Consider the following 19,167-nt stretch of genomic DNA (forward strand, 5'->3'; position numbering starts at 1 on the left):
GCATGACCGGTTCCGCGACGCAGGTGCTGTTGCTCGATCTGAAGGACGAGCCTGCGGCGATCGCAGCCTATGATGGCTGGCACGCGGCGGGCGCGGTGCCTGCTGCGGTCGTCGCCAGCATTCGTGCTGCGGGGATCCGCGACATGCGCATCTTCCGCGCCGGCGCCCGGTTGGTGATGCTGCTCGACACCGATGCCGGCTTCGATCCTGCCGCCAAGGCGGCGAGCGATTCGGCCGACCCCGAAATCCAGGCGTGGGAGCGGATGATGGACGGCTTCCAGCAACCGATTCCCGGCGGCGACCCGACGGCGAAATGGACCGCCGCGACTCGGATTTTTGGACTTTCCGAACAGCCCTGACGACCGCCCGTCCCCGCGTCGCCGCTTGCAGCGCATATCCGTGTCACAAGTAAAAATCCGCCCGAACGACAATGCCAAAGCGATGCATCCGGGCGGTCAGGGGGAGGAAACGAGGGAGGGCCGCCCGTTGCCGGATGATGTCAGATCAGTTGCGCATCCGGAAGGTGATGCCGAAACGACGATCGTTCAGCTCGTAGTTACGCGGGTCCTGCGCAAAATACTGATAGCTGTTGTACTTCGCACGAAGCAGGTTTGTCGCATCGATCGTCATTGAAACCTTCGGGGTGAAGTTGAACGCGATCGAAGTGTCAAGCTGACCGTAGGGACGGTACAGGATCGGTACGGCGCCGGTGCCATTGCTCGAGATCGAGTCGACATAGCTGCTGCGCCAATTGTAGGCAGCGCGGGCACTGACGCCGTACTTTTCGTACAGGCCGACCACGTTGTAGCTCCACTTCGACAGGCCCTGCAGCTGGGTCGGCGCAGCCGTGCCGTCGAACAGCGTGCCCGCGGAACCCGGCGCGCTGCTGTCGACATACGTCACGTTGGCCTGGACGCCGAAACCAGCGAGCGGTCCGGGTAGGAAATCGAAGAAGGTGTTACCGCCGAGTTCGGCGCCCTTGACCTTGCCGTCGGTGCCGTTGACGAGCGCGGTGTAGGACACGGTCTGCGCGGTGCCGCCCGGCGGCGTGACGGACTGGTTGAAGACTTGGGTCGTCGTGAAGTTCTTGAGCTTCTTGTAGAAGATCGTGCCGTACAGGAAGGTGGTACGGCCGGCGTTCCATTCGAGCGCGAGATCCGCCTGGTCGGTGGTCAGCGGCTTGAGCAATGGATTGCCGCCGTTACCGGTGCCACCATTCGGTACATAGCTGAGGATCTGGTTGGTCACCGGATCGCGGACCGCATTATAATTGATCGATACCGAGCGGATGGCACGAAGATCGGCGAAGTTGGGACGCGACAGCCCTTCCGAAGCCGCGGCGCGCAACTGCAACTTGCTCGTAATGTGCGCACGCAGGTTCAGGCTCGGCAGGACCTTGGTGTAGTTCTGGCTCGCCGAATAGGGCGTGAAGATGGTGACCGCGCCGACGTCGGGCGTGGTCCCGATCAGGCTGGTACGATAGCTCAACTGGGTCGTGCCGATCGCGTCGTTGGTGGTCTTGACCACGCGCACGGCGATGTTGCCGTCGATCGGCAGCCCGGCCTGAACCTTGAAATACGCGGTAAGATAGCCGGCATAGGTCTTCTCTCGCTGCGTGTTGACGTCCAGCGGGCCGAAGTGGATGAGCGAACGCCCTCCCAGCGTCTGAAACGCAGCAGCAGGATTGTTGAAGACGGCGGCATCGACATAGGGAACCGCACCAACAATGTTGGTACCCTGCCCGCCGAACAGCGTTCCGTACGGCGCCAGCACGCCTGAGGACGCCGGGCTGGCGAGCGTCAGATTCTGGCCGCCGGCATAGGTCCAATTGTACGGCGTACTGCGGTTGATCGCGCTGCGATCGGTATAGCGAATACCGCCCTGGATTGACTGTAGGATGCTGTTGTCGAAGTCCCAGGTGAGGTCGAGGCGCCCCGCTTTCTGCGTAGCGACGCTGTCCTCAAGATGATCCATCACGGCATTGACTACATAGGACGACAAATCGGTGTTGGACGCCCCGCCGGGTGCGCTCTGGAAGCTGATCGTCGGCAGACTGCCACTCAGATCGATCTGATAGCCGGCCAGCGCCTTTTGGGCGAACGCGGTGTAGCTATTGTTGGTTGCCGTCGCGCGCTCATACTGCCCGTCAAGCGTGGCATGCAGCCGCGGTGAAATCGACCACTTCACGCCACCGGCATAATCGGTGGTGACGGTGCGCGTGAAGCTGACCTGAGTGTTGGTCGCCAGGTTCAGCGCAGTGTTCTGATACTGCGTAAAATCAGGGAAGCCCGGAGTGATGCCAGAATAGGCTGGAATGAAGCCGTTATAGCCGCCCGAGACGAACGTGCCATCGGACGCAAACTTGAATCTGCTGGCGGCGTTCGGCGAAAGATAGCGCAGCTGATCGGTGCTCGTGCCGTTGGTCACAAACGCCGAATAGTTCGGTGTCGAGATGTCGTATTGCGACCGGAAATAGGTGCCATAGACTTCGACGTTGCTCGCGGGCTTCCACTGGAGCGCAGCATAGATGCCTTTGCGCGCGCGGTCGCCTTGAGTGACCTGGATACCTGCACCGTCGGGAACGTACATGGTCTTGCCGACATAGCCGGGGACCGTCGTGGTCGGCACGTACGGCTCGATCGTCGCTTGATCGCGGCGGAACGAGGACTCGTAGTAGGACAAATCTACCAGCACGCCGATCTCGCCGATGGGGGTGTTCTGCCAAGTCTTGCTAGCAAGGATCGAACCGTTGAAACGTGCCTGCTTCGACAAATCGAAATAGTTCGCGCCCATGGTTGTAGAGACGACGAAGCCCTTCTCGTCGAACGGCATACGCGTGCGCAGGTTGATCATGCCGCCGATGCCGCCCTCGATCTCCTTGGCGGACGGATCCTTGTAGACGTCGACGCCGCCGAGCAGTTCGGACGGAACGTCCTCGAAACCAAGCGAGCGCCCACCGCTACCGCCGAACACGTCACGACCGTTGAGTTCGGTCTTAACCTGCGTCAGGCCGCGGATCGCAACCGACGAGCCTTCGCCATAATTACGGGTGATCTGAACACCCGAGATACGCTGCAGCGCTTCAGCAACGTTCTTGTCGGGGAGCTTCCCGATGTCGGTCGCTGTGATCGAATCGACGAACTGATCGGCGTTGAATTTGATTGCCTGCGCTGTCGCCAAGCTCTTGCGGAAGCCGGTTACGACGATGTCCTGATCCGCCGCATCGGCTGCCGGCGCCGCCGTATCTTTGTTGTCGGCGCTGCGCGGCAACGACCGATTTTCGGGGGTCGGCGCAGTCGGACGGGTGGTGGACAGTGCCGGTGTCTGGCTGTCCTGCGCTAGCGCGGGACTAGCAATCGCTAAGAACGGAAGCAGCGACGCACTCAATAGCAGCGACTTCGCGATGCCCGAACGATTGGCGCCTTCAACAGCAGACATTCGCATTCCCTTTTCAAAAGCATCCACGCCCCGTGCTCGCGCGCGGGACGTCAGTTTGTTCGAGAAGGTTGCGGTCATGCCCACTGCGCCTCCCCCTACGGCCTCCCTCGATTCATCGCTCGATGCAGGGAAGGTCCGCGTTGGACGCATCGCTACTCGCACAGTGTCTGCCGGTCAACAGATTTGTGGATAGGTGATTTCATGTTTCATAGGTGAACGCTGGTCTGGCTAACAAGACCGCGCTATTGCGACATCGAGGAGAGCGTGATGACGGAAGGCCAGCAGGCAAAACCAGTTCGCAAAATTCTGATCGTCGGGGGCGGGTCGGCGGGGTGGATGACCGCTGCGGCATTGGCGCGTTCGCTCCCGCGTGAGCAATGCCGGATCACGCTTCTAGAGTCGGACGAGATCGGGACGGTCGGTGTCGGCGAGGCAACGATCCCGCCGATTCGCCAGTTCAATACGCTGCTTGGTATCGACGAAAATGACTTTGTGCGCGCGACGCAGGCAACCTTCAAACTGGGTATCGCGTTCGAGAATTGGAGCGCGTTGGGCAGTCGCTATCTGCATCCCTTCGGCCGCTTCGGTGCCGATATCGGGCCGCTGCCATTCCCAAGCTATTGGCACGCGCTGGCCCGCGCAAATCCGGCGGCGGCCGGGTCGCTGAGCGAATACAGCCTACCCGCAATGGCAGCAGCGTCGGGCAAATTCTGTCGGCCGAGTCCGGATCCGCGGAACACGCTCAACAACATCAGCTACGCCTTTCATTTCGACGCCGGGCGCTACGCACGCTTTCTGCGGGGACGCGCGGAAGACGATGGCGTCGTGCGCATCGAGGGGCGTGTGGTCGAAGTGCCAATCGACGCGAGCGGCGATGTTGCGGGCGTGATGCTCGCCGACGGGCGGCGGATCGACGCCGACTTTTTCGTTGATTGCTCGGGCTTTCGCGGCATGCTGATCGAGGGCGCGCTCGGCACCGGTTATGACGACTGGCGACACTGGTTGCCGTGCGACAGAGCAGTCGCACTCCCGACTGAGCGCGTCGGCTCCCCCCTGCCCTATACGCGCTCGATCGCGGGGAGCGCAGGATGGCAGTGGCGCATTCCATTGCAGCATCGCTCGGGCAACGGCCATGTGTTCTGCAGCGAGTTCCTCGGCGCCGACCAAGCCGAGGCGGAGCTGCGCGCCGGCGTCGAAGGCAAGCCCTTGGCGGACGCTCGGTTGCTGCGCTTCACCACGGGCAAGCGCAAGAAGGTGTGGAACCGCAATGTGCTCGCGGTCGGTCTCGCCGCCGGTTTCCTTGAGCCGCTCGAATCGACCAGCCTGCATCTTGTCCAGTCGGCGATCACCCGACTGCTCGCTCTGTTCCCGGATCGATCGTTCGCCCAGCCCGATATTGACTATTACAACGCGACCACCGCTACCGAATACGAGCGGATCCGCGATTTCCTGGTGCTACACTATCATGCAACGACGCGCGACGACTCGCCCTTCTGGCGTCATTGCGCAGAGATGCCGATCCCCGATACACTGGCTGAAAGGCTCGCACTGTATCGCAGTCGCGGGCGCTTCTTCCCAGTCGCACTCGACCTGTTCCTCGAGCCGAGCTGGGTCGCGGTGATGGAAGGTCAAGGCGTGACGCCGGGGCAGAGCGACCCGATGGCGGGACTTCAGTTCGACACGATGGCGGCGCTTTTGCCGCGCATCCGTGGCGCAGTGGCGCAGGCCGTAAAGGCGATGCCGACGCATGCCGACTTCATCCGTACCACCTGCGCAGCGCCGGCGGCTGACCGATAATCAAGGTGCACTTGGCATCGAGCGGGGGGGGTTACCCGTACCGCCCCGTCGTCACGCGCAGCAACACCGGGTTATCGATGAAGTTCAGCCCGTAATCGGTCTGGTCGCCGTTCCACACGCGATCGACGACGAACGCGCCCTTGACTAATCGCCCCTCCTCGACCCGGAGGATCATCGCGTTTTTCGGAGCGCCGGCTGCCGGCGCGAAGTCGAGCCGGACATGGTCACCCGCGACCAGATATTGATCGGGCGCGATTTGTGCGGCGACCGCGCCACCGACGGCCTCGTTCGCCCAGGATGGCGGCTGGGACTTGATCCAAGTGTCGACGCGGTGGCCGAACTGCCATTCGCCGTAACTCGCAGTGATCGTCCAATCCCCCAACGTGGTCGATTGCGGCTTGCCGTCGTCGCCCTTGGCGGTGCCCCAGGTCGGACGCTCGAAAGCGATCTTCGCCCACTCGCGCTGCATGTCGGCGAACAGACGATAGGGCGCGGCGAACGTCTCGATCGTGTGATCGTCGAGCGTCTTGGCGCCGAGCGGGTAGTTGTAATAGCCCGTCGCATCCATGCCGAACGGCGCGAAGCCGATCGCGCCGCGCCCAAGCGCCGCCCAGAAGAAGCGCGCATATTCGGCGGCGTTGCCGATCTCGGGCACCGCCAGCGCATTGTCGGGTCGGCGAAACGCATCGAGATAGGCGAATACGTCGGCGCTCTTGCGGTCGTAGATATCGGGCGCCTGATAATCGATCGCAGGCGCCGCCGCCTTCCAGATGTCGAGCACGTCCTGTTGTGGTCCGCCGCTCGAGACGGCGGTCGGCTCCGGAATCTTGAAGGCATCGGCAAGCGAGGCGTTGACGTACATCGGCAGCGGCTTGATCGCCTTGCCCGCCGCGGCGAGCTCTCCGCAATACGCCGCGGTGTACCACGTATTGAAAGCACGATCGGCTTGCGCGCCGTATGCCTGGGTCCACGTCCCCGCCTTACCGAGCGCTGCGGGAACCGGGCCGACGAAGAGTTTCTGCGCCTCGGGGCCGTAATCGCGGGGGCTGCGATAGCTGCCGGTCTCGTTCTCGACTTGCACCAGGATCGTGGTGTTCTGGCGGTCATGGTCGCGCAGATAGGTGATCAGCTTGAGGAACGCGCGCTTGTCGGCCTCGAGCGTGGTGCGCGCGTTGGGCGAGAGGACGTAATGATCGGTGCCGTCGCGCAGCTTCATCCGCGGAAAGCGGCGATTGTCCTGCTTGACCCAGTCGGGCGCGTAGCTCGGCCCGGTATTCTTGTACGTGCCGAACCAGAGCAGGACGAGCCGCTTGTCGTGCGCGCGCGCTTGATCGAGCAGCGTCTGGAGGAAACTGTAATCGAAGCGGCCTTCGGTCGGCTCGAGCTGCTGCCACGCAATCGGCACTTCGACGGTATTGGCGTGAAGCCGGTCGAGCATCGGCCATACCGACGTGAGCGCCGCAGCATAATTGCTCGAATTGTTGACTTGCGCGCCGAGCATCAGGAACGGCGCGCCGTCGACGATCAGCGCATGATGGCCGTTGCGCGAGACGATGTGCGGGACTTCGCCGGATTGCGCGAGCGCCGGGGCGGCCGCAGCGAGCGCTGTGAATACCGTCCAGATATGTAATATCGTTTTCATGATGATCCTCTCCCGTACTTGGCATTCTTGCTTGCGCCAGTGAAACGAATGCTCATAGGTGAACAGCAGTGACCGGCGACCGCGAGTGCGTCAACCAGCGGCAACACAGAATTGGATGAGCGACATGGCAATGGTATCCCGCAAGCGCGCGCTCGCGAAATGGGCAGGCGCCGCCGCCATCGCTCTGATCCCGCTTTCCGCACAGGCCGAGCCGCTCGCCTCGCTCGACCGTAATGGCAGCCGCGTCGCGATCGAACCCTATGCGCCCAACATCGTCCGCGTGACGATCGCGCTCGACCGCGATCTCGCCGATGCCGCGCCCGGACCGGGGCCGAACGCCAAGTCGGATGCCAGCGGCTGGTCGCATCGCAGCGATGCCTCGGGCGACGTGTTCGCCTCGTCCGCAGTGTCGCTGACGGTCAATGCTCAGCCTTGGCCAAAGGCGCCGACGCAGATGGAGCGCTATTTCGCGCCGTCGCTTCCCCCCGTGTCGATCACGGTGAAGGGCACCGACGGCCACCTCATCACGCAGATGAACGGCTGGGAAATGGCGCCGCACACCGTCGCGGGCGAAAAGACCTTCAAGATCGGAGCGAGCTTCGCCGCGCCGCTCGACGAGCATTATTATGGGCTCGGCCAGAACCAGGAGGGCAAACTCGATCTGCGTGGCCGCACGATCGATTGCCGCCACAATTACGACGCCCCCGCCGGCGAAACGGTCTGCGTGCCGTTCATGGTCACCAACAAGGGCTATGGGATCGTCTGGGACAATCCCTCGACCACCACCGTGTCGCCGGGGCTGCACAGCAGCACGCACTGGCAGTCCGAGGTCGGCGAGCGCGTGTCCTTCTTCGTCATCACCGGCGACACGACTGACGACCTTTATGCGGGCTTTGCCAAGCTGACCGGCAAGACCCCGCTCCCGCCGAAAGCCGCGTTCGGGCTCATCCAGAGCAAGGCGCGTTACGAGACGCAGGCCGAACTGCTCGGCGTGGCGGAAGGGTATCGCAGCCGCAACTATCCGCTCGACGTAATGGTGCTCGACTGGTTCTACTGGAGCCGGATGGGCCAGCTCGATATCGACCACACCTTCTTCCCCGACCCCGCGGGCCTGAACGCCAAGCTCAAGGGGCTCGGCATGCACAGCATCGTCAGCGTGTGGCCGCGCTTCGAGAAGGAATCGCGCTATTACGACATGCTGTCGGCCAAGGGCTGGCTGCTGCACGACCAGGACGGCTCGGTCGTCGACGGCCTCCCGGTCCGTTCGGACCGCGCGGGCGCGCTGATCGACAGCACGAATCCCGATGCGCGCGCCTGGTACTGGAGTAAGATCCGCGACAACATCGCCAGTCAGGGTTTCGACTGGTTCTGGCTCGACGAGACCGAGCCCGATCTGGTCCCCGATGGTCATGAGTTCGCAATCGGTTCCGGCGACCGCTATCACAACCTCTTCCCGCTGGTGCACACGGCGAGCGTCGCCGATGGATCGGCCAAGGACCGCCCCGATTTCCGCAATCTGATCCTGTGCCGCGCCGCCTATCTCGGCACGCAGCGCAACGGTTGCCTGTTCTGGTCGTCCGACGTCCAGTCGACGTGGGAAGCGCTCAAGCGCCAGGTGCCGACCGGGCTCAATTTCACCGCATCGGGCCTTGCTTACTGGAGCAGCGACACTGGCGGCTGGCAGTATCCCAACGGCCCCAAGGCCGAGCATCCCGTGCTGCTCGATCCCGCCGGCGCCGATGCGATGCCGCCGAGCTATGCCGATTATCCCGAACTGTTCGTCCGCTGGTTCCAGTACAACACCTTCACGCCCACGCTGCGCATCCATGGCCAGCGTCCGGCGACCGCGATCTGGGATTACGGCGAGGCGGCCGAGCCGGTGCTCGCGCAGTATCTGAAGCTGCGTTACGCACTGGTACCGTATCTCTACGCAGCGGCGCATCACACGTATGAGAGCGGCGCGCCGTTCATGCGCGGGCTGTTCATGGATTTCCCGAACGACCCAAAGATCACCGACATGGGCGACGAATATATGTTCGGCCCCGCCTTCCTCGTCGCGCCGGTGACCGAGCAAGGTGCGACCAGCCGCTCGGTCTATCTTCCCGCCGGCGCCGACTGGTACGATTACTGGACTAACGAGAGGCATGCCGGTGGCCAGACGATCACGGCGCAAGCGCCAATCGACAAAATCCCGCTGTTCGTGCGCGGCGGATCGATCGTGCCGATGGGGGCGCAAGTGCCGAGTACCGCGACACGCCAGCCGCTCGAGAGCATTCGCGTCTATCCAGGCCGTTCGACGAGCTTCACGCTGTACGACGATGACGGGGTGAGCAACGCCTATCGTAAGGGCGGCGGCACTGCGACGCTGCGCTGGGACGATGCCAGCGGGCGGCTGACCGCATCGGGCAAGCTGCCGAGCGGGCAGGATGTCGCAGCGTTGGTCAAGGTCGTCGGCCGCTAACGCACAGCGCTTGTGCGCTTTGGTCGCGACCTTCTATGATCGGCGCTGCACGCCGGGGGAAACGATGGACGACATTGAAGACGAGGACCGCCGCTACAAGGCGCCCGCGCTTGAAAAGGGGCTCGACATTCTCGAGCTGCTCGCCGACGCGGCCGAGCCGCTCCCCTTAGCGGCGATCGCCGACCAGCTCGATCGCTCGCGCGGCGAACTGCACCGCATGGTGCAGGTGCTGCAGTTTCGTGGCTATATCGACCAGGATGCCGGCTCGGAAGGCTATCGCTTGACCGACCGCCTGTTCGCGCTCGGCATGCGCCAACCGCGCACGCGCAACCTGGTCGAACTGTCGCTGCCGGTGATGCGGCAGTTGGTGCAGGATTCGGGCGAGTCATGCCACCTCGCCTTTCACAGCCGCGGTGAGATGGTCGTCGTCGCGCGGGTCGAATCGGGCGAACAGGTCGGATTTTCGGTGCGCGTCGGCTATCGCCGGCCGATCCCCAGCACCGCGTCGGGCGCAGTGCTCTACGCGTTTCAATCGGACGCGGTGCGGCAGCGTTGGGAGACCCTGTTCGCGCCGGCGCTCAGCCCGGCGGCACTAAAGGAATTTCGCGCACATGCCGATATCGTGCGCACGCGCCAGGTCGAATTGACGCAAAGCCCGCTGGTGGGTGGCGTCACCGACATCTCCGCACCGATCATGCGCGGCGGCGCGGCCGCGGCGGCGCTGACCGTGCCGTATCTCGAACGGCGCGAACCCGTGCATAGCGCCGAGCAAGTATCGGTCATGGTGCTCGCCGCAGCCGAGCGGATCGCAGAGCAATTGGTGCAAAGCGACGAGCGGCTTTAGCACTTTTGAGTTGCCCCTTGTGCAAGCTGTCGCTGCCCCGGCGAAGACCGGGGCCCAGTAGCGCAGCGTCCAATGCGCAAGCGTAGCGCATATTATCCTCGGCCATCGCTACTGGACCCCGGCCTTCGCCGGGGAAAATAGTTGAAGAGGGGACTACTTAGCGCGCCAAGTCGCCGGCATCGTCTGCGCGGGCAGCGTGACCGTCACCGTCTGGCGGATGTCGCGCGCCGAATCCGCCAGCATCACCTTATAGGCACCGCCCGCGACCTTCCACTGATGCCCCGCTTCGTCCCACGTCGCGAGCAAGCGCCGATCGACCGACATCGACACGGTCTGGCTCGCGCCCGGTGCCAGCGCGACCTTGGCGAAACCGCCGAGGCGCTTGGGCGCCTCCCAGCCGCCAGCATCCGGCGAGACATAAATTTGCGGCACGCTCGCGCCGGCGCGTGCGCCGGTGTTGCGCACGGTGAAGCGCGCGGTCAGCGCACCGTTCGCGGCCACCGCGGTGAGGCCGCCGACGGTGAACCGCGTATAGGAGAGGCCGTGCCCGAACGCGAACAGCGGCGCGATCGCCTTGGCGTCGAACCATTTGTACCCGACCGTCGCGCCCTCGCTATACGCCACGTTGCCGACATGCGGCGCGGCGGGATCGGCCAGTTGATCGACGCTCTTGGCAAAGGTCATCGGCAGGCGCCCCGACGGGTTGACCTTGCCGAACAGCAGGTTCGCGATCGCCGCACCGCCCTGCGTACCGGGATACCAGGCTTCGAGCACCGCGCCGACATGGTCGAGCCACGGCATCGCCACCTGGCTGCCGGTCTCGAGCACCACCACGGTTTTGGAATTGGCGGCGCCGACCGCGTCGATCAGCGCATCCTGCGTACCGTCAAGCGTCATCGGCGTGTCGAACGATTCGCCCTGCCACTGCGTCGCGAACACGATGACGATATCGGCGTCGCGCGCCAGCGCCGCGGCGGCGACGGGATCGCTGCCATCGGCGAAGGTCACGGTCGCTCCCGGGGCGTGACGCTTGATCTCGTCGAGCGGCGACGAGGGATAATACATGATCGGCCCCGGCCAGCCCGTCGGTAGCAATCCCGGCACCGCATTGCCGCCGATCGGATAGACCAGCGACGAGCCTCCACCGGCAAGCACGCCCTTGTCGGCATGTCCGCCGATCACCGCAATGCGCTTGGCGCTGGCGGCCAGCGGGAGCAGATCGTCCTGATTCTTGAGCAAGACCGCACCCGCCTCTGCCGCGGCACGCGTCACCGCGACGTGCGCGGCATAATCGATCGGCCGCTCGATCGCCGGATCCTCAAACACGCCATGCCCGAACATCGATCGCACGATCCGCGTCGTCATCAAATCGAGCCGCGCCGGCGTCACCTCTCCGCGCTCGACCGCCTCGCGCAGCGGCGCCGCGAAAAACGGCTGCGTGTCGAACGGGAAGCCCGAATCCTGGTCGAGCCCGGCATTGGCCGCAATGGCGGTGCTGTGCGTCGCGCCCCAGTCGCTCATCACATAGCCCTTGAAGCCCCAATCGGTGCGCAGGACATCGGTCAGCAGCCAGCTATTCTCGCAGGCATAGGCGCCGTCGACGCGGTTGTACGAACACATGATCGACCCCGGATCGGCGCGCTCGATCGCAAGCTGGAAGGCGAGCAAATCGGACACGCGCGCCGCGCCGTGTCCGATCACCGAATTGCCGGTGTTGCGGTCGGTCTCCTGATCGTTGAAGGCATAATGCTTGATCGTCGAGATGACGTGGTTCGACTGGATGCCGCGGACTTGCTCGGCCACCATCGTGCCGGCGAGCAAGGGATCCTCGCCGCCATATTCGAAGTTGCGGCCGTTGCGCGGTTCACGCAGCAGATCGACCCCGCCGGCGAGCATGACGTTGAAACCCGAGCGATGCGCTTCGTCGCCGATCATCGCGCCGCCGGCATGCGCGACCGCGACATCCCAGCTCGCCGCGATCGCCAGATTCGACGGCAAAGCGGTACGCTCGCGCTTGACCGCAGCGCCGCCCTGCGTCGCGACACCGACACCGGCATCGGTCTGGTGCTGTGCCGGGATGCCGAGGCGGGCGATCGCCGGTACGTAGCCCGCGGATCCGGCATGCGCCTCGACCGGCGCGTGGTAGCGCGACACCGGGAAATCGGTGCCGAAATAGCCGAACACCAAGGTCAGTTTCTCGTCGCGCGTCATCGCCGCGACCAGCGCCTTGGCGCGCAGGTAGGGCGCAAGGCGGGTGTCGTTCCATGCGCCGCGTATCGCCGGCTTGTTCCAGGCGGGGAGCACGGGCGTGCCGGCGACGGGCGCAACCTTCGCGGGCGGCGGCGGAGCGGCCACCTGGGCGGAAGCGGCCGCGCCGACCAGCAGCAGTGGCACTGCCGCGATACGAAGCGTCATGATGAAATCCTCTACCAGCGCGCCTTGCCGTCCATTGCGAACGCGGCGTCGTTACCTATCCGTATATGCGCACATATTTGACAGGTAAACACCCGCAATCGCCATCCGGCACTTCCGAAGCCCAGCAGCCGTCGATCGCATCGCGCCGCGATCAGCGCCCGGCTGGCGCGCTCATGCGCGACTGGCAGAGAGATCGAAGACGACCACGCGCTGACGCTGTTTACCGAGCTTGTCGATGCCGAGGCGCATGGTATCGCCGGCCTTGAGGAAAACTGGGTTGGGCTTTTGACCCTCGCCCACGCCCGGCGGCGTGCCCGTGATCAGCAGGTCGCCGGGCAGCAAAATTATGAAGCGGCTAGGCAATGCATTCTGCAACGGGAAAGATCATCGTCTTGGTGTTGCCGATCTGCATCCGCTGGCCGTTGACATCGAGGAACATTTCGAGCGCCTGCGGATCGCCGATCTCGTCGGGCGTTACCAGCCACGGACCGGTCGGGCCGAACGTGTCGCACCCCTTGCCCTTGTCCCACTGGCTGCCGAGTTCCTTTTGGAAGGCGCGCTCCGACACGTCGTTGACCAGTACGTACCCGGCGACATGATTGAGCGCATCGGCCTGTTCGACTTAGCGGCAGGTCTTGCCGATAATGACGCCGAGTTCGACTTCCCAATCGGTCTTCAATGCGCCCTTCGGAATCATCACGTCGTCGTTCGCTCCGACAAGGCAGGAGATCGCCTTGGTGAAGAATATCGGCTCGGGCGGCACCGGCAGGTTCGCCTCCGCGGCATGGTCCGCATAGTTGAGACCGACCGCGATGAACTTGCCAATGCCAGCCACGGGCACGCCGAAGCGCGGCTCGCCTTCGACCTCCCGCAGGCTGGCGAGATCGGTCGCGCGCAGCCGCTCGATCACGTCAAGCGTCGCCGGCGTGATGTCGTCGACGATTCCGGAGACGTCGCGCAAGACGCCATCGGCATCGACCAGGCCGGGCTTTTACGCGCTAACGGGACCATAGCGGCAGAGCTTCATAGGGAAATACTCAATCTTGACGGGAGCGAAGGCAACGAAACTTCAGGCCGTAATGCGACATGGAAGTCGGCCATGTCGAGCGCGATGGTCTTCATTTGCCCACTGACCGGCTTGATCTCGCCGGGCAACCGTTAAGCGAAGATCGGCACCATCTCAGCTGTGCCGTAGTCCACTTTTTCCCGATCCGGGGCTCGCTTCGTGATCTAACGGTGGGACAGTGAAGCGACGGGCGAACAGGAGAAAGTGCATGTTGCCCGCTGGCAGAATGATCCCGGTGACTGGAGCTTCGGCCGGAAGAGAAATCGCTGACGCGATCCGCGTATCGACGTTCGTCCTTGCCGCGCTTCCCCCCGTGTCACCAGCGCCGTACTGGCGGTCGCCGGCGACGCATTCGTGACCCTGCGATGAGGCGGGCGGCCAGTGCACTCGACTATCGCGAGCTCGCACGGCGGCGCCTGCCCGGTTGCTGTTCGGATATATCGACGGCGGCTCGTATGCCGAGGTGACTCTGCGCCGCAACGTCGCCGATCTCGAAGCGGTGGCGCTGCGCCAGCGCGTGCTGCGCGACGTCTAAGCTATCGACGTCTCGACGACGCTGTTCGGCGAACGCTTCGCCCTCCCCGTCGCGCTCGCACCGATCGGCCTGGCGGGCATGAATGCGCGGCGCGGCGAGGTGCAGGCCGCGCGCGCTGCCGAGGCGGCCGGGATCCCCTTCCGCCTGTCGACGGTCTCGGCCTGTCCGATCGCCGAGGTCGCCAAAGGCACGACCAAGCCGTTCTGGTTTGAGCGCTACATGATCCGCGATCGCGCTTCATGCGCGACCTGATGCTGCAAGCGAAAGCGGCCGGCTGCACCACGCTGATCTTCACCGTCGACATGCCGGTGCCGGGTTCGCGCTACCGCAACTATCATTCGGGGCTGGCCGGCGCGCCTGGGCTGGCGGGGGCACTGTGCCGCAGCTGGCAAGGCGCGATGCACCCGAGTTGGGCATGGGATGTCGGGATACATGGCCGCCCGCACAAGCTCGGCAACGTCGCGCCGGTGCTCGGCGACAAGAGCGGGCTCGAGGATTTTTTCGCATGGATGCGGAACAATTTCGACGATACGATCAGTTGGCGCGACCTGCAGTTCATCCGCAAGGTCTGAGATGGCACGCTGATCATCAAGGGCATTCTCGACACCGAAGATGTGCGCGCCGCGGCCGACATCGGCGCCGACAGGATCGTCGTTTCCAACCATGGCGGACGGCAGCTCGACGGCGTACCCTCGACCGCCCGCGTTCTGTCGCCGATCGCCGACGCGGTGGGCGATCGGCTCACCGTCCTGGCCGATGGTGGGGTACGCTTCGGGCTCGACGTGGTGCGCATGCTGGCGCTGGGCGCCAAGGGCGTCCTGCTCGGTCGCGCCTGGGTCTAAGCGCTCGCCGGCGGCGGACAGGCGGGCGTCGCGCCCATGCTGCGCCTGATGGAAGCGGAGATTCGCGTCGCGATGGCGCTCACCGCGCGCACGACAATCGCCGCGATCGACCGGACCGTGCTGTCCGAAGGCGGATGATTTCGCAGCGGCCTAGGTAGCCACGAACCGCGTCACTTGATTGTCACCGGTAAACTGCGATTTCACAGATAGACACTTGTTGCTTTCGCGCTGTGAATGCCTGCGCTACTAGACGTCCATACGGGCAAATGATGAGGAATAGGCGCGGCGATGCGGGCGATCTTGGTTGCAGGTTTGGCCTTCGCATCCTCGTTGGGGAGTGGCGTGTCGGCCCAGCAGCCGCCGCGGCATGTCGATGCCGATCTCGCACAGCCCGGCGCGCCGATCGACCGCTTCTTCGACCTGTCGGTCGGATCGGATTATCCCGGCACGCTGATCCGCGCCGACAGCCAGGCGCAACTCCAGACGACCCAGCGCGAACTCGGCTTCCGCTACATCCGCTTCCACGCGATCTTCCACGACGTGCTCGGCACGGTGAAGATCGTCGACGGCCGCACTGTCTATGACTGGAGCAAGATCGACATGCTGTACGACGCGTTGCTCGCCAAGGGCATCAGGCCGTTTGTCGAACTGGGGTTCACCCCGGATCCGCTGCGCAGTTCCGAGCAGACGATCTTCTATTGGAAGGGCAACACATCGCACCCCAAGCCCGACGGTTGGGTACATTTGATCGACGCCTTCGCGCGCCATCTCCGCCAGCGCTACGGCGCGGCCGAAGTGCGCAGCTGGTATTTCGAGGTGTGGAACGAACCTAACCTTGCCGGCTTCTGGGAAGGCGCCGATCAAAAGGCGTATTTCGACCTCTATGCCCAGACCGCGCGCAAGCTGAAGGCGATCGACCCGGCGCTGCGCGTCGGCGGGCCGTCGACCGCGGGTGCGGCATGGGTTCCGGAATTTCTCGCTTTCGCGCACGCCAATGCTGTGCCGGTCGATTTTGTCACTACGCATACCTACGGCGTCGATGGCGGTTTCCTCGACGAGAAGGGCAAGCAGGACACCAAATTGTCCGCCTCGCCCGATGCGATCGTCGGCGACGTGCGCAAAGTCCGCACTCAGATCGACGTGTCGCCGTATCGCGGCCTGCCGCTCTTCTTCAGCGAGTGGAGCACCAGCTACACCCCGCGCGATTTTGTCCATGACAGCTATGTGAGCGCGCCCTACATTCTGACCAAGCTCAAGCAGAGCCAAGGACTGGTGCAGGGCATGAGCTACTGGACCTACACCGACCTGTTCGAGGAACCGGGGCCGCCGCCGACGCCATTTCATGGCGGCTTCGGCCTGACGAACCGCGAAGGCATCCGCAAACCCGCATATTTCGCCTACAAATACCTCCATGCCTTGCGCGGCCGCACCGTCCCGGTCGCCGACGCGCACACGGTTGTCAGCATCGCGGGAAAGCGTGTCGCGATTCTGCTGTGGGACTGGCACCAGCCGGTGCAGGCTCTGAGCAACAAGCCCTTTTATACCCGGCTCCAGCCGTCGACAGATCAGGCGCCGGTCGCGATGACGCTGCGCCATCTCGCGCCTGGTCGATATACGTTGCGGATCAATCGCACCGGCTATCGTCACAACGATCCGCTCTCGGCCTATATCGACATGGGTCTGCCCGACCGCTTCAGCAGCACGCAGGTCCAGCAGATGCAGGCGCTCACCGCCGACACGCCCGAGGAAACGCGCGTCGTGACGATCGCGGCCGAGGGACGCTTCTCGCGCACGATCACGTTGCGGACCAACGACGTCGTATCGGTGACGTTGGGCCCGCTCAAGCCATAGACCGGCTGCGGCCAGGAGTTCCCCGATGATAGTTCGTTCCGCCATCGCCAGCATCCTCGCGGCCCGCACCTTGCGACGAAATGGCGCGTGGTGCGCCCTCGCGCTTTCGACGAGTGTGCCAATCGTCGCGGCTGAGGTCGTGCCGGCGACGCAGTATGACTGGCGCAACGTCGTGGTTGGCGGCGGCGGGTTCGCACCAGGAATCGTGTTCAGCACGGTAGAACGCGGGCTCGCTTATCTCCGCACCGACATGGGTGGCGCGTATCGCTGGGATGGGCGTGCCAGTCGCTGGATCGCGCTCGAGGACGGCATCGCCGATGCGAGCTATATGGGCGTTGAAAGCGTCGCGGCGGACCCACACGACGCCAATGTCGTCTATCTCGCCGCGGGTGTCGGAGCGCGCGCCGATGCCGCGATCCTGCGCTCAGTCGATCGCGGTACGCATTGGACGATCACACCCGTTCCGTTCGCGATGGGCGGCAACGAGGACGGGCGTGGGCTCGGCGAGCGGCTGGCGATCGATCCGTTCGACACCACCAGCCTGTGGTTCGGGTCGCGCCACGACGGGCTGTGGCACAGCAGCGACCGCGGCACGCACTGGCGCAAAGCCGAGCGCTTCCCGCTCCCCGGGCTCGGCCTGCCCGCCCCGCGCCGGACGACACATGGCGGCTTGAGCTTCGTGCTGTTCGACCCGACAAAGGCCGGTCGCCTGTTCGTGGCGAGCGCCGACCCAGGCGCGCAGCACCTGTTTCGCTCAGAGGATCGCGGCGAGCACTGGCAGGTCGTCGACGGCGGGCCCGATCCCGCGCTCCTGCCGGTCAAGGCAGTGCTGGGCGGCGACGGAGTGCTCACCATCACGTATAGCGATGCGATCGGCCCCAACGGGATAAGCCGCGGCGCAGTCTGGCGCGTCGATGCGACAGGCGCGCACTGGCAGGACGTGACCCCCGACAGGCGCCCCGATGCTCCGGTCGGCGGCTATATGGGTGTGGCCGTTTCGGCGCGCGATCCCCGCGTGGTCGCGGTCAGCACGGTCGATCGCTATCGCCCGGTCGACACGGTTTGGCGCTCGATCGATGCCGGGGCGCATTGGGACGAACTGTATCGCCGCTCGACGCGCGATATCTCGGCATCGCCCTTCCTCGCGCTCGATGGCGGCACGGCGAATTTCGGCCACTGGATCGCCGCGCTCGCGATCGATCCGTTCGACGACGGTCATGTCGCTTATTCCACCGGGGCGACCGTCTACGATACCAAGGCGTTTGCCGTCAGTGGAACGATGCCCTGGGCGACCTGGACGCGCGGGATCGAGCAGACCGCGATCATCACCATGACCAGCCCGACCGGCGGCGCGCCTTTGATCTCGGGCTTTGGCGACATTGGGGGCTTTCGCCATGCCGATCTCACCGTCTCGCCGACGCACGTGCATCGCGATCCGTTTCTCAGCAACACCAATACGCTCGATTATGCCGGCCAGGCGCCGGCGATCGTGGTGCGTAGCGGCACGGCGCACGGCCGCATCGGCGACGGACCGACATTGGCCTGGTCGGCGGACGGCGGCGAGAACTGGCAGCCGCTCGCGCCGCACAGCGCGGCGCCCGCCGCTGGACATCCCGCGCCCGAAGTGACCGGTGACGCCGCGATCACGGTGTCGGCGAATGGCGCGACCTTCGTCGCCGGCACCGCGGGGCCGCAATGGACACGCGACCGCGGCAGGACCTGGCATCCTGTGGCCGGGCTGTCGAGCGGCAGCCGGATCGTCGCAGACAAGGCCGATCCGAACCTATTCTATGCGCTCGATTTCGCCACTGCGCGCTTCGCCCGCAGCGACGATGGCGGCGCCAGCTTCCACGCAGTGGCAGCCCATGGTCTGTTAGCCGGTCTGTCGAGCGCGCACGCGACCAACCGCGAAGTCGCGAGCGCGTTAATCGCCACCCCCGATCGCGCCGGCGCGCTGTGGCTGCTGCTGAACGGCGGGCTGTATCGCAGCCGCGATGCGGGAGAGACCTGGGCCCATACGACCGGAACCATCGCGATCGATGGCTTCGGCCTCGGCAAGCCCCTTCCCGGCGCGGCCTTCCCGGCGCTGTACGCGCTCGGTCGAAACGCCGGACAGGCCGGCGTGTGGCGCTCGGTCGATGGCGGCGCGCGCTGGACCCGGATCAACGATGCCGGCCACCAATGGGGCTTACGCTTTCGCGCCATCACCGGCGACCCGCGCCGTTTCGGACGCGTGTATGTCGCAACTGACGGACGTGGGATCGTCTATGGCGACC

9 protein-coding genes and 2 pseudogenes are annotated in these 19,167 nt (G+C 64.7%); 7 read left to right on the plus strand and 4 right to left on the minus strand.

Features of this window, described 5'->3' with window-relative positions:
- The first annotated feature begins 2 nt into the window (after positions 1-2).
- A complete protein-coding gene (locus ACP7C5_RS18045) occupies positions 3-359 on the plus strand; it encodes an L-rhamnose mutarotase (RefSeq protein WP_189675121.1) in 357 nt (118 codons plus the stop codon).
- A gap of 145 nt (positions 360-504) precedes the next feature.
- Here ACP7C5_RS18045 and ACP7C5_RS18050 read toward each other — a convergent pair whose 3' ends face one another.
- Positions 505-3,600 (minus strand): TonB-dependent receptor, encoded by a 3,096-nt coding sequence (locus tag ACP7C5_RS18050; protein WP_426265323.1) that lies wholly within the window; start codon positions 3,598-3,600, stop codon positions 505-507.
- Between the two features lie 105 nt (positions 3,601-3,705).
- Between ACP7C5_RS18050 and ACP7C5_RS18055 the strand changes: the two genes are divergently transcribed.
- The gene (locus ACP7C5_RS18055) at positions 3,706-5,235 is read left to right on the plus strand and encodes a tryptophan halogenase family protein (protein ID WP_426265324.1); all 1,530 of its coding nucleotides are present in this window, start codon (positions 3,706-3,708) and stop codon (positions 5,233-5,235) included.
- A gap of 31 nt (positions 5,236-5,266) precedes the next feature.
- Here the strand turns inward: ACP7C5_RS18055 and ACP7C5_RS18060 are convergent, their stop codons facing one another.
- Positions 5,267-6,877 carry a DUF5597 domain-containing protein gene (locus ACP7C5_RS18060; RefSeq protein WP_426265325.1) on the minus strand — a complete coding sequence of 537 codons (1,611 nt, stop codon included), beginning with the start codon at positions 6,875-6,877 and terminating at the stop codon, positions 5,267-5,269.
- Between the two features lie 124 nt (positions 6,878-7,001).
- Here ACP7C5_RS18060 and ACP7C5_RS18065 point away from each other — a divergent pair, with 124 nt between their 5' ends.
- Both ACP7C5_RS18065 and ACP7C5_RS18070 read left to right on the plus strand, forming a co-directional pair.
- Positions 7,002-9,338, plus strand: coding sequence for a TIM-barrel domain-containing protein (locus tag ACP7C5_RS18065; protein WP_426265326.1), 2,337 nt, complete (start codon positions 7,002-7,004; stop codon positions 9,336-9,338).
- A 64-nt stretch (positions 9,339-9,402) separates the two neighbouring features.
- On the plus strand, positions 9,403-10,182 hold the full coding sequence (locus tag ACP7C5_RS18070; RefSeq protein WP_426265327.1) for an IclR family transcriptional regulator: 780 nt from the start codon (positions 9,403-9,405) through the stop codon (positions 10,180-10,182).
- Positions 10,183-10,335: 153 nt separating this feature from the next.
- Here the strand turns inward: ACP7C5_RS18070 and ACP7C5_RS18075 are convergent, their stop codons facing one another.
- Together ACP7C5_RS18075 and ACP7C5_RS18080 are read right to left on the minus strand one after the other, a co-directional pair.
- Positions 10,336-12,597 carry a glycoside hydrolase family 3 C-terminal domain-containing protein gene (locus ACP7C5_RS18075; RefSeq protein WP_426265328.1) on the minus strand — a complete coding sequence of 754 codons (2,262 nt, stop codon included), beginning with the start codon at positions 12,595-12,597 and terminating at the stop codon, positions 10,336-10,338.
- Between the two features lie 171 nt (positions 12,598-12,768).
- Positions 12,769-13,579: pseudogene (locus ACP7C5_RS18080) on the minus strand (fumarylacetoacetate hydrolase family protein).
- Between the two features lie 449 nt (positions 13,580-14,028).
- On the opposite strand from ACP7C5_RS18080, the pseudogene ACP7C5_RS18085 reads away from it, so the two are divergent.
- From ACP7C5_RS18085 to ACP7C5_RS18095, 3 genes and pseudogenes are all read left to right on the plus strand, one after another.
- Positions 14,029-15,178 (plus strand): annotated as a pseudogene (locus tag ACP7C5_RS18085) (L-lactate dehydrogenase).
- Between the two features lie 204 nt (positions 15,179-15,382).
- Entirely contained in the window at positions 15,383-16,891 is a 1,509-nt protein-coding gene (locus ACP7C5_RS18090) for a GH39 family glycosyl hydrolase (protein WP_426265329.1), read from the plus strand.
- A 25-nt stretch (positions 16,892-16,916) separates the two neighbouring features.
- Positions 16,917-19,167 (plus strand): hypothetical protein (locus ACP7C5_RS18095; protein WP_426265330.1); only part of this gene is annotated, 2,251 nt, incomplete at its 3' end.

It is taken from the genome of Sphingomonas sp. PWP1-2 (assembly GCF_049898305.1).
Classification (GTDB): domain Bacteria; phylum Pseudomonadota; class Alphaproteobacteria; order Sphingomonadales; family Sphingomonadaceae; genus Sphingomonas; species Sphingomonas glacialis.